The organism is Zeaxanthinibacter sp. PT1, from assembly GCF_028464225.1.
In the GTDB taxonomy this organism is placed as follows: domain Bacteria; phylum Bacteroidota; class Bacteroidia; order Flavobacteriales; family Flavobacteriaceae; genus Zeaxanthinibacter.
In genome coordinates this window covers 70,185-85,193 of sequence record NZ_JAQPCN010000004.1, presented here as the reverse complement: position 1 = coordinate 85,193, position 15,009 = coordinate 70,185, and the positions used below count along the sequence as shown (strand labels likewise).

Genomic DNA, 15,009 nt, shown 5'->3' with positions numbered 1-15,009 from the left:
TCAATGTTTTTTATGAGACAGGCCATAGGTTTACTGTTAATACTGTCACTGGCTTCATGCGGAATTTTTAAAACCACCTCCCCTGCCCCAAAAAGGGAATTCAGGGGAGTCTGGATAGCTACGGTGGCTAATATCGACTGGCCAAGGGATCCCAATGCTTCATGGGAGATTCAAAAACAGGATTTTAACCGGATTCTGGACTTCTACAAAGACCTCCATTTTAACGCGGTAATCGTACAGGTCCGAACGGCCGGGGATGCCTTCTACCCTACTGAGTTGGCGCCATGGTCGCGCTACCTGACCGGGAAAGAAGGAAAAGCCCCCACTGTTGCTGACCCCTTGGAATGGATGATCGCAGCCGCGCACGAAAAAGGGCTCGAATTCCATGCCTGGCTGAATCCATACCGCGCTACCATGAGTTTGGACACCCTTGCCCTTGCTGAGGAGCATGATCTTAAGAAAAATCCTGAGTGGATGTTGCCCTATGGTACTAAATACTATTATAACCCCGGTCTGCCGGAAGTGCAGGATAGGCTTACCGCCATAATGGAAGAACTGGTCCTCAATTACCCGGTAGATGCCATCCATTTTGACGATTACTTTTACCCTTATAAGATCTCCGGGGAAAATTTAAATGATTCCCTTGCGTACCAAACCTATTCCAAAGCAGGCCAGACCCTGGATGATTGGAGAAGGAGTAATGTAGATTCGCTGGTCAGAAAGGTTCATCATGCAATAAAAAAGCACAAACCCTGGGTGCAGTTTGGCATCAGCCCATTTGGAGTATGGAAAAACAAGGACACGGATCCAAGGGGTTCAGATACCCAAGCCGGGCAGACTACTTATGAAGATTTATATGCCGATCCTCTATTATGGATGAATGAAGGTTGGATAGACTACCTGATTCCCCAGGTTTACTGGAGTATGGATTACGAAGTTGCTTCGCACAGGAAAATCGTCGATTGGTGGTCGGCGAATAAAAGTACGTCTAACCTCTATGTCGGTAATGGCACTTACAAAGTTAAGAACAACCCGGATCTGGCCTGGAACCAAAACGATGAGCTATTAAAACAAGTCAATTATGCCAGGAATAGCAAGGCGGTACAGGGCAATGCCTATTTCAGTGCCAAATCACTCATGAACGCAGAAAAGGAACTTGTCAGAATATTTGAAAGGAAAATATACCCCTTGCCGGCCTTGACCCCGGTTACCCCATTGGCTCCACCTTTCCCTGCCGCCACCCCGGACCTAATTGAGTCCAGCAGTTCCGGCGATACCCTGGACTTTACCATTACTCCCCCTGAAGCGTCTAATTGGACCTATGCCTTGATCTATAAGGCACGGAAAAAGAAAGCTAATCAACTTTTAGCCCCAAAAGAGCTGCTGGCAAAGGTTCGGATCAATGCGGAAAATCAATTCAGCCTGCCTGTAGATCGCCTTAAACGCAGGAAAAAAATCCAAATCAGCTTTTTAGATCGCTATGGAAAGGAAAGCCAACCTATTTTTCTACATTTAGCGCAAAGTCGACAGTATGATTCAAAAAGATAAACGGGCTTGGGCCTGGGTCCCGACCCTTTATTTCACACAGGGCATTCCCTATATACTGATAGTTACCGTATCGGTCACCATGTACAAGCGGTTAGACATATCTAACGCGGATATAGGCCTTTATACCAGCTGGCTTTACTTGCCCTGGGTCCTTAAACCATTGTGGAGTCCCTTTGTTGATCTGAAAAGCACCAAACGCACATGGTTCCTGGCCATGCAGTTACTCATTTCGATTGCCTTGCTGGGCGTGGGTCTTACCTTGCCAACCAACCAGTTCTTTATAACCACCCTGGCCTGTTTCTGGGTTGCAGCATTTGCCTCGGCCACTAATGATATTGCCGCAGACGGCTATTATATGATCGGGCTTACACAAAAAAAGCAATCCTTTTTTGTGGGTATCCGCAGTACTTTTTACAGGCTGGCCATGGTTACCGGGAGTGGTTTGATCGTTGTCCTGGCCGGCTTCCTGGAAGAGCTGTGGGGAGACAATACCAGGGCCTGGTCTGTCACCATGGTTTCTGCCGCAGTACTGATGCTGCTCCTGACAGTCGCCAATTTCTTTGTAACCCCTAAATTCGAAGCTTCGGATCCCAACCGGGAGAAACCAAAGGATTTCCTTGAGGTTTTTGCTTCTTTTTTCAAGAAACCCCAGATCGGGCTGGCCCTGGGTTTTATCTTATGTTACCGGCTCGGGGAATCACAGTTGGTTAAAATGGCACAGCCCTTCCTGCTGGACAGTGCAGAAGTGGGAGGCCTGGGATTGTCGACCAAGGCCATCGGTGTCATCTACGGAACCATCGGGGTAATCATGTTATCCCTGGGTGGAATCCTGGGAGGGATTTTGATCTCGCGTGATGGTTTACGGAAATGGATGTTGCCCATGGTACTTTCCTTGAATGCACCCAATATTCTTTACGCCATACTGGCCGTAACCCAAACGACTAATATGGGTGCCATTGTCGCTACAGTGGTCCTGGAACAATTTGGATACGGCTTCGGTTTTGCTGCTTTCCTGATCTATTTAATTTATATAGCCGACGGGAACTCGAAGACTTCCCACTATGCTATCGCTACTGGGTTTATGGCCCTGGGCATGATGCTACCCGGTATGATCAGCGGTTATATACAGGAGTGGCTGGGATATTCCGGCTTCTTTATCTGGGTGGTTATAGCTGCCCTACCCGCACTGCTGATGCTAAAATTCCTGAAATATCCTGATGATTACGGGAAAAAATCGAATGAATAACAGAAACTATGTCCTATACTCTGCCCCCTATTAGCACTTTGAGCACCGAACAGAAGGTCGGGCAATTATTTATGCCCGCTGCCTTTATCAATGACTCGGAAGAAGAAATTCAAAAACTGGAGGCACTGATCCAAAACAGGCAAATAGGCGGTATCTGTTTCTTTCATAGCCGCGCCAGTGCCGCGACTAATTTTGAAGGAGCTAAAAAGATCGATTACAATAAAGACAGTCTCACTGTCTTAAGACAGCTTATTCTCCGTTACCAGGCTGCGGCATCTATTCCACTTTTGATCAGTATAGATGCTGAATGGGGCCTGGCAATGCGCATAGAAGACACCCCTCAATATCCATATGCCATTACACTTGGTGCTATACAGGATAATGAAGAACTCGTTTTTAGGACAGGGAAGGCCATAGGACAGGATTGTATCAAGCAAGGAATTCACTGGAATTTTGCCCCGGTAGCAGATGTTAATTGCAATCCCGATAATCCTGTCATCGGTTATCGATCGTTCGGAGAAGCTGCAGAATTGGTCGCCCGCAAATCCACTGCCTTTATGAAAGGTATGCAAGCCGGAGGCGTACTGACTTCCGCCAAACATTTTCCCGGGCATGGAGACACGGCCACGGATTCTCATCTCGGTTTACCCTTGATCAGTGCAGACAGAGCTCTTCTGGACGAGCGGGAGTTAGTTCCATTTCGTTCCCAGATAGCAGCAGGGGTAGATTCGGTTATGGTAGGACATCTTTCGGTTCCTGCCCTGGATCCGGGTGAAAATATGCCTGCAACGATCTCCCCGCTGATCATCAAAGAAGTCTTGCGCGGTGAGCTCGGATTCCAGGGTGTAGTTGTTTCTGACGCCCTCAATATGCACGCCGTGTCCAGGCTATACCCGGAGAAAGGCGCGTTAGAATTTGCCGCGTTCAGCGCCGGTAATGATGTGCTTTGTTTTACAGAACATGTGGAAGAAGGCATAGAAATGATCCTGAAAAAAGGTTCTGAGGCGGCAATAAACGATGCATTTAGCAGGGTCTGGAAACTAAAAGCCAAAGCCACGGCCAGACAACCGGAATCTTTTGTGGAGCCAGCTGATCCTGCCAACCTGAACCGGGAACTTGCCGCGGCAAGCCTTACATCCCTGTTTGAAGCACCCGGGTTGAGAAATGAACTTACTCAGCATGGTTATGAGTGCCTGTCTATTTCCAAAAATTCAGACTCGGCTTTTTTCAGGGAAATTGGGGTTAAAGCTGAAGGGATTACCTACCTGCACCCTTCCGATCAGCAGTTTGAGGTCAATTTTGACAACTCCAGTAAGTTCTTGGTCATAGCCCTTAATCCACCTAAGGTAAAACCCGCTGATAATTTTGATTTCAGCAATGAAATCCTCCAGCTGCTGAATGGCCTGATCCGTAAAAGAAATGTGATACTCTATCTTTTTGGTAATCCGTATATGCTGGATCTGCTAGATATCTCTTCGGCCAGAGCTGTGGTTGTCGCTTACCAGGATTTGCTTCCTTTCCAGGTGTATGCAGCCCGATATTTTTTGGGTGAAGCCCAGGCTCCCGGAATTCTTCCTGTAACCCTTAAAAACGACTTAAATGAAAAATTATAAAGTTCTTGGAATGATGTCAGGGACCTCCCTGGATGGTCTCGATCTTGCCTATTGCCATATTAGCTCCAGTGATAAAGGCTGGGAGTACGAAATAAAGGCAAGTAAAAATATCTCCTATACTGCAGCATGGAGATCCAGGCTGATAGATTCTATACAACTACCAGCAACGGGACTGTTGAAATTACACCACGAATACGGCACCTGGCTTGGCCGGATGGCTGCCGAATTTGCCCGTGAACAGCAGCTGGATATCGATTTTATCGCTAGTCACGGTCATACCTCTCACCACCAGCCCCAATCCGGATTCACTTTTCAGCTGGGTTACGGTCAAAATGTGGCACATGCTAGTAGGCTAAGGACCATAGCTGATTTTCGCTCTTATGACGTTGTCCTGGGAGGGCAGGGTGCTCCCCTGGTACCCATTGGGGACCGTGTTTTCTTCGGGAACTATGATTTTTGCCTTAACCTGGGCGGTATCAGTAATATCTCCTTCGAAAAAAACGGGCATAGGGTGGCATATGATATCGGCCTGGCCAATATGATCCTGAACCATATTGCCGGAACCGTTGGATTGGATTATGATAAGGACGGCGCACTTGCCAGGAAAGGAAAACTGCAAAAAGAATTATTGCAAGCGCTGAACAATCTTCCGTACTACAGCCTACCAATGCCCAAATCCACAGGCTACGAGTGGTTCCTGGAGGAAGTTGTTCCTCTTATTGATTCAGACCAATATTCGGTTGAAGACTTACTGCATACTTCTGTACATCATATCTGTGAGCAAGTTGCCTTATCCGTGGAGAATCACCGGAAGAGCGGGGAAAACAGTATCCTTGTAACAGGAGGCGGTGCGTTCAATCCTTTCCTGGTTGAAGTACTCCGGGAAAAACTCAGCGAAATTGGAGAGGTGGTAATCCCGGACCGCACCCTGGTCGAATATAAGGAGGCGCTGGTTTTTGCCCTGATGGGTGTCATGCGATTGGAGGGAAAAAATAATGTGCTGAGTTCGGTAACCGGGGCTGAGAAAGACTCCAGTAGTGGTCTTATCTTTGAGCCCTGATAGTTTTTAACACTTCCAGGCACTGTTGGTAAAAAGCATTTTATCGTCTTCAGGTTTCGGCTCAAATCCTTATTTTTGGACCAAAATTAAAGCAGATGCTGATCATTGGAATCGCGGGAGGAACAGGTTGTGGAAAGACAACCGTTGTCAATCAGATCATTGAAGAATTACCGGACAAGGAGGTAAGTGTAATATCCCAGGATTCTTACTATAACGATCTATCCCATCTTTCTTTTGAAGAACGTGGTAAGATCAATTTTGATCATCCAAAAGCCATCGATTTTAAATTGCTGGGAGAACACCTGACCCAACTTCGTGCAGGTGAAGCCATTCAACAGCCGGTCTATTCATTTGCCTCGCATAACAGGACGGGGCAAACAGTTCATACTCCACCCAGTAAAGTGATGATCGTAGAAGGGATCCTCATCCTGACACATCCCGAGATCCGGGAAATGTTTGATATCAAAATATTTGTGCATGCCGACTCGGACGAGCGTCTCATCAGAAGATTGAAAAGGGATATCAATGAACGTGGAAGAGATATAGACGAGGTCTTATACCGTTACCAGACCACCTTAAAGCCAATGCACGACCAGTTCATTGAACCGACAAAAGAGCACGCAGATATTATTATTCCGAATAATAAATACAATACGGTTGCCGTTGACATCGTGAGGACCATAATAATTGAGAAGCTGCTGTGAAACTGAAAGATCTTAAGAAGAAGAAATGGTTTGGGATCGTGAGCAATATTTACGTTCTTATCCTCACTGTATTCCTGATCTGGATGCTGTTTTTTGATACCAATTCGCTCTTGATCCATTTAGAACTGAGGAAAGAAATCCGGAAACTTGAAAAACAACAGGAATTCCTGAAAGAAGAGATTGCCAAGGATAAAGAAATCATCGACAAACTTTCTGACCCGGAGGAAATTAAAAAATTTGCCAGGGAACAATATTATCTGAAGAAGAAGAACGAAGAGATCTACCTTATTGAGTACGAAGACAGCATAAAATCCCAACCCTAATGGAAAATACGAAATTGCACTTTGATTTCTCCCCACTAACGCCCAAGGAATGGAAGCAGAAGATACAGGTAGACCTCAAAGGTGCAGATTATAACGAATCTTTAGTCTGGGAATCACCTGAAGGGATAAAGGTAAAACCATTTTACCACCAGGAAGACACCGGTCACGATTCGATATCCGCTGCAAACTGCCCTCAACCCTGGCACCTTGGTGAATTTATTCGAGTTGAAAATGCCGAGGTTGCTAATACTAAAGCAATGGATATCCTGAAAAAAGGAACAGAGTCGATCGTATTCAGAATATCCAGTGAAGCAATGGCCCCGGAAATCCTGCTTAAAGGCATTGATCTCAAAAAAATACAGCTGCATTTTTTACTGGACTTTCTTTCCGAAGAATACCTGGAGGCCGTAGTTAAATCATCCCCGGAGAATCCTGCAGGAATATTTTTTCACACAGATATCCTGGGTAACCTGGCAAGAACAGGAAACTGGTATACCGGGCAAAAGGAAGATCACGATACCTGGGATGAAATTCTCAAGAAATACGGGCAGAAACAGGGATTCCATTGTTATAGTGTAGACATGTCCTTATACCAGAATGCAGGCGCTAACAGTGTACAGCAGCTGGCCTATGGCTTGGCCCACATCCATGAATATATCAATCATAGCGAAGGCAAGAATATCGGCCAGGCTGTTTTTTATGTAGCCGTTGGCTCTGACTATTTCTTCGAAATCGCCAAGCTCAGGGCGTTGCGGATATTGTATAGTACACTTGCAAAAGACTATGGCTTAAGCACCGACTGTCATATCCTGGCTGTGCCCTCACATAGGAACAAGACTCTCTACGACTACAACACCAATATGCTCAGAACCACGACCGAATGCATGAGTGCGGTCTTGGGAAATGCAGATACGGTAGTGAATATGCCATATGACGCCTTGTACCATCATCACAATGACTTTGGGGATCGCATTGCACGTAACCAGTTGTTATTACTGAAAGAAGAGAGTCATTTAGATAAGGTCTCCAACCCGGCAGCCGGTAGTTATTATATTGAAACCATCACCCGGCAACTAGCTGAAAAGGCCCTGCAGCTCTTTAAGCAGATCGAGGCCGGTGGTGGATTCCTCGCACAACTGAGAAATCATAACATCCAGAAGAAGATCGCAGATAACGCCAAGAAAGAGCAGCAAGCATTTGATCAACAAGAACGTATCCTTGTAGGCACCAACAAATACCAGAATCCTGAGGACCGCATGAAAAACGACCTGGAGATTGATCCATTCAGGAAGATCAGGCGCAGGAAAACATTGATAGAACCGATATTGGAAAGAAGACTGGCGGAGGGAATTGAGAAAACGCGACTGGAAAATGAGTAGAAAAGATATACAGCACCTTACCATAGAAAACGGCAGTAAAAACAGGGCCGTAGCCAAAGGGCAGCAAGAGAATTATCGCTCTGCAGAAGGCATTGACATAAAACCGTGTTACAGTAAATCTGACCTGCAGGATCTTCAACACCTGGATTTCGGCGCAGGGACCCCACCTTACCTGAGAGGACCATATGCAACGATGTACGTGCAGCGTCCCTGGACCATCCGTCAGTATGCAGGTTTTAGTACTGCTGAAGAAAGCAATGCGTTTTACCGTCGTAATATGGCCGCAGGGCAAAAAGGACTGTCCGTCGCCTTTGACCTGCCTACGCACAGGGGGTATGACAGTGACCACCCCAGGGTTGTAGGTGATGTAGGGAAAGCGGGTGTCGCCATAGATTCTGTCGAAGACATGAAAATCCTTTTTGACGGTCTCCCGCTTGATAAGATCTCTGTCTCCATGACCATGAACGGGGCAGTGATCCCGATAATGGCATTTTATATTGTCGCTGCCATGGAACAGGGAGTCTCTCCCGAGCAACTTGCCGGAACCATACAGAATGATATTCTTAAGGAATTCATGGTCCGCAATACGTATATCTACCCTCCTACCCCTTCCATGCAACTGGTTGCTGATATCTTTGAATATACCAGCAAGGCTATGCCTCGGTTTAACAGCATCAGTATTTCGGGCTACCATATGCATGAAGCAGGAGCACCGGCAGACATGGAGCTCGCCTATACCCTCGCGGATGGTTTAGAGTACGTTAAAACAGGTTTGAAGGCCGGCCTGGATATCGATAAATTTGCCCCGAGATTGTCATTTTTCTGGGGTATAGGGATGCATCATTTTATGGAAGTGGTTAAACTCAGGGCTGCCAGGCTACTCTGGGCTCAGGAGATGAAACAATTTCAGCCTAAGAACCCCAAATCACTGGCTCTTCGCACCCACAGCCAGACCAGTGGTTGGAGTCTTACCGAACAGGATCCATTCAACAATGTGGCCCGCACCACCATCGAAGCAGCTGCTGCCGTGTTTGGAGGTACCCAAAGTCTGCATACCAATGCACTGGATGAAGCCATTGCTTTACCCAGTGAATTCTCTGCCCGTATCGCGAGGAATACCCAGATATTCCTGCAACAGGAAACGGGAATGACGAGGACCGTTGACCCCTGGGCCGGAAGTTATTTCGTGGAATCGCTCACCGATGAGCTCTGTAAAAGAGCGAAAGCCTTAATGAATGAAGTTGAGGAATTAGGGGGAATGACCAAGGCCATAGAAGCCGGAATCCCTAAGATGAGGATAGAAGAAGCTGCTGCCAGGAAACAAGCTAAAATAGACAGCAAGCAGGAGTGTATTGTAGGAGTAAACAAATACAGGCGCGAAATAGAAGATGAACTTCAGATCCTGGAAGTAGACAACCAGGAAGTTAGACGTAAACAATTAGATCGACTGGCAGCTCTAAAAAAAGATCGGGATAGCGATGAGGTCCGTTCAGCTTTAGACATGATCACAGCAGCGGCTAAACAGAAACAAGAGAAGGGAGCCGTCTCAGTTACAGCAGACTGGGAATCCGGCAACCTATTAGCACTGGCCGTTAAGGCCGCTAAAGCAAGAGCTACTTTAGGGGAGATCAGCAATGCCCTGGAGGCCGCATATGGCCGCCATACCGCAGAAGTAAAAACATTTACAGGAGTATATTCTAAAGAAATGGCAGAAGATGAAGGATTTAAAAAAGCCCGTGAATTGTCTGATCGCTTTGCTGAACTGGAAGGCAGGCGACCAAGGATACTGGTAGCCAAGATGGGCCAGGATGGGCACGACAGGGGTGCTAAAGTCATTGCAACGGGTTATGCAGACCTAGGCTTTGATGTGGATATAGGTCCCCTTTTCCAGACCCCGACAGAAGTAGCCCGGCAGGCAGTGGAAAACGACGTGCACATCCTGGGGATATCTTCCCTGGCCGGCGGACACAAAACCCTGGTTCCGGAACTGATCCAGGAGTTAAAAAAGTACGGGCGAGAAGATATAATGGTCATCGTTGGAGGTGTAATCCCCAAGCAGGATTACCCTTATCTTAAAGATGCCGGAGCGAGTTCCGTTTTTGGCCCGGGCACCCGTATCAGTGAAGCCGCTATCGAAATCCTGGAAAAATTACTGAACTAAATAGATAGTATCGCGGTATCATCCTTAAACTGCAGGAAGCGCGCAGATAAGGCCTTATGGCCTAAATAGTTATTCACTTAGTGTTAACAAATTACATTTTTTGTCAAGCTAATTAATCGTATTTTTAACCCCTAACTTGTACGAACATGGGCAAGATCATTGCTATAGCCAACCAGAAAGGTGGAGTTGGAAAAACTACCACCACAGTGAACCTTGCAGCTTCGCTAGGTGTATTAGAACAGAAAGTATTGATCATCGACGCCGATCCCCAGGCTAATGCCACTTCAGGACTTGGAATTGACGTAGACGAAGTAGAACTGGGTACCTACCAGTTAATGGAACATACTAAAACTGCCGAAGAAACAATTATTCATACTTCTTCCCCCAATGTAGACCTTATCCCATCACATATAGACCTGGTGGCGATAGAAATTGAATTGGTAGACAAGGATGACCGGGAAGATATGATGAAAAAAGCCATCGGTCAACTGAGGGAACAATACGATTATATCCTGATCGATTGCGCACCCTCCTTAGGACTGCTCACCCTGAATGCCCTAACGGCATCAGACGCGGTTATCATCCCAATCCAATGCGAATATTTTGCACTGGAAGGCCTGGGTAAACTACTGAACACCATTAAAAGTGTGCAGCGAATTCACAACCCTGACCTGGACATAGAAGGCATGGTTCTTACCATGTATGATTCGCGTTTGCGACTCTCTAACCAGGTAGTGGAGGAAGTAAAGAAACATTTTGGTGACATGGTCTTTGATACCATTATCCAGAGAAACGTAAGATTGGGCGAAGCACCCAGTTACGGGGAATCTATCATTAAATATGACGCGGCCAGTAAAGGAGCGACCAATTACCTTAACATGGCCAGTGAGCTCTTGAAGAAAAACAAGGAGAAAGTATAATGGCGAAAGCAATCAAGAAACAAGCGTTGGGCAGAGGGCTTTCCGCACTGCTTAAAGACCCTGAGAACGATATTAAATCGGTATCCGATAAGAATGCTGACCAATTGGTTGGGAATATCGTGGAATTAGAACTTGACAGCATAGAGGTAAACCCATTCCAGCCACGTTCTAATTTCAACGACGAGGCCTTGGAAGAATTGGCATCCTCGATCAAGGAGCTGGGTCTAATTCAGCCCATCACGGTTCGAAAACTGGATTTTAACACTTACCAGTTGGTGTCCGGGGAGCGCAGGTATCGCGCCTCCAAGATGATCGGGCTGGAGACTATTCCTGCCTATATCCGGATCGCTAATGACCAGGAGTCCTTAGAAATGGCCCTGGTAGAAAACATACAGCGTCAGGACCTGGATCCTATAGAGATCGCTCTTTCTTACCAGCGCCTGATGGACGAAATTCAACTGACCCAGGAAAAACTCAGCGAAAGGGTTGGGAAAAAACGCTCTACGATCACCAATTATCTTAGACTATTAAGGTTAGACCCTATCATCCAGACAGGCATGCGCGATGGATTCATCTCCATGGGCCATGGCCGTACCCTGGTCAACGTGGAAAAGAAAGAAGACCAGATAGATATCTATGAAAAGATAGTGGGCCAGAACCTTTCGGTCAGGGATACTGAAAAACTGGTTCAATCCTATCATGAAGGAGGAGGCAAGAAAGAAACAGTATCCAAGACCCAAAAAACACTGCCTGCCTTTGCAAAAGATAGTGTAAAGGACTTTAAAAAAGCATTGGAGACTGATGTACAAGTTAAAGCCTCTGATCGCGGAAAAGGAAAGATCACTATTTCCTTTGGATCCAAAGATGAATTTGAGCGATTAAAAAAATTACTCACAGGTGCCTAAGAATCTACTGTTTTTCTGCCTGGTCCTGATACTTGGGCTTCCACTGCCTGCGCAGGAAGTGCAGCCCGGAGAGACCGATCAGGATAGCATTGTAGACGATGGCAATCCCAAAGCGATTATGAAGGCGAACCGCGTTAAGCGGAAAGCAATAAATCCGCTGGCGCCGAGTAAAGCCGCATTTTATTCTGCCGTATTACCCGGGCTGGGTCAAATCTACAACCAGCGATACTGGAAAGTACCTATTGTCTTCGGGGCTATTGGAACCGGGGTGTACGCCTATATCTACAATGATGATTTGTACGATCGTTTCCGGGATGCTTTTAAGCGAAGAAGGGCAGGCTTTACCGATGATGAATTTTATGATCTAAACAATTCCGGTGTTGTACCAGGCAGTCCGGACCTCTCTGATGAGGCCCTGCAGGATGCACAGGAACGTTACCAGAGAGACCGGGACCTTGCCCTGGTAATTACCCTTGGACTCTATGCTCTCAATATTATAGATGCCAACGTAGATGCCCACTTAAAACAGTTTAACGTGGATGAAGACCTGAGCCTTGAGCTTAAACCTTACCTGGAATATCATCCTATTAGTGCAGACCCGAATTACGGGTTGGCCTTTACCATCAAATTATAACTTATGAAGATCGCCTTATTCGGCTACGGCAAAATGGGAAAAATGATCGAAGGTATAGCCCTGGAGCGCGGTCACGAGATCGTAGCCAAGGTGGATCAGGGGGGCCTGCCCTTGGACTTCAGCCAAATGGATGTCGCCATTGATTTCAGTACGCCCGACGCTGCTTTTGATAACATTACCAGTTGCTTCAGAAATGGTGTGCCTGTCATCTCTGGAACCACTGGTTGGTTAGATCGCTACCCGGAGGCCATCCAGATCTGTAAGGAAACTAAAGGGGCGTTTATTTACGCTTCTAATTTCAGCCTTGGGGTGAATATCTTTTTTGAACTGAATAAATACCTGGCGGGAATGATGAGCCAGTTAGAAGAATACCAGCTGGACCTGGAAGAAACTCATCACACTCAAAAGCTTGATGCGCCCAGCGGAACGGCAATAACACTGGCAGAAGGGATTATTGAACAGGGAAACTACGAAGAGTGGAAGCTGGATAAGACAGGGAAAGGTATTGTTCCCATACATTCCAAACGGGAAGGATCTGTACCGGGTACGCATAGCATAACCTATAAAAGTTCTGTAGATTCGCTTGAAATTAAACACACGGCACATAACCGCGAGGGATTTGCGCAGGGCGCTGTCGTTGCTGCCGAATGGATCGTTGGTAAGACGGGTGTTTATAGCATGAAAGATGTACTGAACCTTAATTAATCTAAATATCCTGAGCTGGCCCGCAAAGGGCCGACAAATAATACTATTTACAATATGGACGGAACATCCTGGATACTCTTCATCCTTATCATCCAATTAATTCATTTTGCAGGAACCTGGAAATTATATGTAAAAGCAGGCAGGAAAGCCTGGGAAGCAGCCATTCCTATCTACAATGCCATAGTTCTGATGAAGATCATTGGCAGGCCCTCCTGGTGGGTATTCCTCCTCTTTATACCCATAATTAACCTGTTGATGTTCCCTGTGATCTGGGTAGAAACCATTCGCAGCTTTGGAAGGAACAGCCTGCTGGAGACCTGGTTGGTCATTCTCACTCTTGGTTTTTACATCTATTATGTAAACTACAGCTTAGATGTTACCTACGTTGAAGACAGGAGCCTGAAACCTAAGACAGCCCTGGGGGAATGGGTGAGCTCTATCGTTTTTGCCATCGTGGCTGCTACCCTGGTACACACCTATTTCATTCAACCCTATGTCATTCCTACAGGTTCTTTAGAAAAGACCCTGCTCGTTGGCGACTTCCTGTTTGTAAGTAAATTTCATTACGGGGCCCGTATTCCCATGACTACCGTTGCAGCACCTATGGTACATGATACGTTACCGGTATTAGGCATACGTTCATATTTAAAGAAGCCCCAGTTACCTTACATGAGGCTTCCCAAGCTGCAGGAGATTAAACGTAATGATATTGTAGTGTTCAGCTGGCCGGCAGATACGGTCCGGGTGTTTTTTAAGAAAGAGGAAGGAGTTGTCAAGCCGATCGATAAAAAAAGTAATTACGTCAAACGCTGTGTAGGCCTTCCGGGCGATTCGCTATCCGTTATTGATGGCTATGTGCATATCAACGGGCAGAAGACACAGTTACCGGGCAGGGCAAAACCCCAGTATACCTATAACATTTATGCAGGCAAAGGCGTCTCTTCGAGGTTACTGGCAGAGGTGGGTATCACAGAATTTACACGTAAATATATATCAGGACCCTTAAACCAGGCCCAGGTGGTTGCGCTGAGCGACTACCTGCTTGGGGCCAAACAGGCTCAGAACGGGGAGGTAGAATTGTATACCAATCATTACGGGATCCCCGTATCGGTCATCCGTAAGGCCAAACTAAACCTCAGGGAGGTTACAGAACGCGAACGCACCGTTACCATGACCGAAAAAGAGGCCGCTTCCCTTGAAGCCAATACCGCCATAGATTCGGTAAAGCGCCAATTGGAAGCGCCAGGAAAACCGGGTTATAATATTTTCCCGCAAGACAAAGCATTTGCGTGGAATAACGACAACTTCGGGTCTATTTATATCCCTGAAAGAGGTAAGACCATAGATCTGAACCTGGAGGTTTTACCATTATACAAGAAGATCATCCGCGATTACGAAAACAACACGGTCAGTGTTTCCGGGAACCAGGTGCTGATCAATGGAGAAGCTACTGACACTTACACCTTTAAGCAGGATTATTACTGGATGATGGGTGATAACCGTCACCGCTCTGAAGATAGTAGAACCTGGGGCTATGTCCCGGCAGACCATATCGTAGGAAAGCCAGTATTTATCTGGATGAGCATAGAAGGTATTAATGAAGGTTTCAGCAACTGGAAACCCAGGTGGGACAGGTTCTTTACCACGGTGGGTGGTGACGGGGAGCCCCGGTCCTACTTTCGCTATTTCCTGATCGCCCTGGCGGGTTGGTTTGTATTTGACTATTTCAGGAAGAGGAGAAAGAAACAATAATCCCCGGTTTTAGCGCCAGTATCCAGGCCGGTAAGCCGGCCAAAGCACGAAACCAATTA

13 protein-coding genes are annotated in these 15,009 nt (G+C 46.5%); all 13 read left to right on the top strand.

The genetic code is table 11. The annotated features are described in order from the left end of the window. Positions 1–12 precede the first annotated feature (12 nt). The 13 genes from PP178_RS11555 to lepB all read left to right on the top strand — a co-directional run bounded on the left by PP178_RS11555 (position 13) and on the right by lepB (position 14,950). Positions 13–1,548 carry a glycoside hydrolase family 10 protein gene (locus PP178_RS11555; protein ID WP_272594506.1) on the top strand — a complete coding sequence of 512 codons (1,536 nt, stop codon included), beginning with the start codon at positions 13–15 and terminating at the stop codon, positions 1,546–1,548. Beyond that, positions 1,532–2,794 carry an MFS transporter gene (locus PP178_RS11550; protein ID WP_272594505.1) on the top strand — a complete coding sequence of 421 codons (1,263 nt, stop codon included), beginning with the start codon at positions 1,532–1,534 and terminating at the stop codon, positions 2,792–2,794. Before PP178_RS11555 ends, PP178_RS11550 begins: the two co-directional genes overlap by 17 nt. Positions 2,795–2,802: 8 nt before the next feature. Next, positions 2,803–4,407, top strand: a complete 1,605-nt coding sequence (locus PP178_RS11545) for a glycoside hydrolase family 3 protein (protein WP_272594504.1) — start codon at positions 2,803–2,805, stop codon at positions 4,405–4,407. Further along, positions 4,394–5,467 carry an anhydro-N-acetylmuramic acid kinase gene (locus PP178_RS11540; protein ID WP_272594503.1) on the top strand — a complete coding sequence of 358 codons (1,074 nt, stop codon included), beginning with the start codon at positions 4,394–4,396 and terminating at the stop codon, positions 5,465–5,467. The genes PP178_RS11545 and PP178_RS11540 overlap by 14 nt, the downstream gene beginning before the upstream one ends. A gap of 95 nt (positions 5,468–5,562) precedes the next feature. Then, positions 5,563–6,171 carry a uridine kinase gene (gene udk / locus PP178_RS11535; protein WP_272594502.1) on the top strand — a complete coding sequence of 203 codons (609 nt, stop codon included), beginning with the start codon at positions 5,563–5,565 and terminating at the stop codon, positions 6,169–6,171. After that, entirely contained in the window at positions 6,168–6,494 is a 327-nt protein-coding gene (locus PP178_RS11530) for an FtsB family cell division protein (protein ID WP_272594501.1), read from the top strand. Before udk ends, PP178_RS11530 begins: the two co-directional genes overlap by 4 nt. Then, positions 6,494–7,873 (top strand): methylmalonyl-CoA mutase subunit beta, encoded by a 1,380-nt coding sequence (locus tag PP178_RS11525; RefSeq protein ID WP_272594500.1) that lies wholly within the window; start codon positions 6,494–6,496, stop codon positions 7,871–7,873. The genes PP178_RS11530 and PP178_RS11525 overlap by 1 nt, the downstream gene beginning before the upstream one ends. Beyond that, on the top strand, positions 7,866–10,034 hold the full coding sequence (gene scpA / locus PP178_RS11520) for a methylmalonyl-CoA mutase (RefSeq protein WP_272594499.1): 2,169 nt from the start codon (positions 7,866–7,868) through the stop codon (positions 10,032–10,034). Before PP178_RS11525 ends, scpA begins: the two co-directional genes overlap by 8 nt. 146 nt (positions 10,035–10,180) lie before the next feature. Next, positions 10,181–10,954, top strand: a complete 774-nt coding sequence (locus PP178_RS11515) for a ParA family protein (RefSeq protein WP_272594498.1) — start codon at positions 10,181–10,183, stop codon at positions 10,952–10,954. After that, positions 10,954–11,859: a ParB/RepB/Spo0J family partition protein gene (locus PP178_RS11510; protein WP_272594497.1), complete on the top strand. Its 906-nt coding sequence runs from the start codon at positions 10,954–10,956 to the stop codon at positions 11,857–11,859. The genes PP178_RS11515 and PP178_RS11510 overlap by 1 nt, the downstream gene beginning before the upstream one ends. After that, entirely contained in the window at positions 11,852–12,493 is a 642-nt protein-coding gene (locus PP178_RS11505) for a DUF5683 domain-containing protein (protein ID WP_430974724.1), read from the top strand. Before PP178_RS11510 ends, PP178_RS11505 begins: the two co-directional genes overlap by 8 nt. 3 nt (positions 12,494–12,496) lie before the next feature. Continuing rightward, positions 12,497–13,198 carry a 4-hydroxy-tetrahydrodipicolinate reductase gene (dapB, locus tag PP178_RS11500; RefSeq protein ID WP_272594496.1) on the top strand — a complete coding sequence of 234 codons (702 nt, stop codon included), beginning with the start codon at positions 12,497–12,499 and terminating at the stop codon, positions 13,196–13,198. A gap of 54 nt (positions 13,199–13,252) precedes the next feature. After that, positions 13,253–14,950, top strand: a complete 1,698-nt coding sequence (gene lepB, locus PP178_RS11495; RefSeq protein WP_272594495.1) for a signal peptidase I — start codon at positions 13,253–13,255, stop codon at positions 14,948–14,950. Positions 14,951–15,009 lie beyond the last annotated feature (59 nt).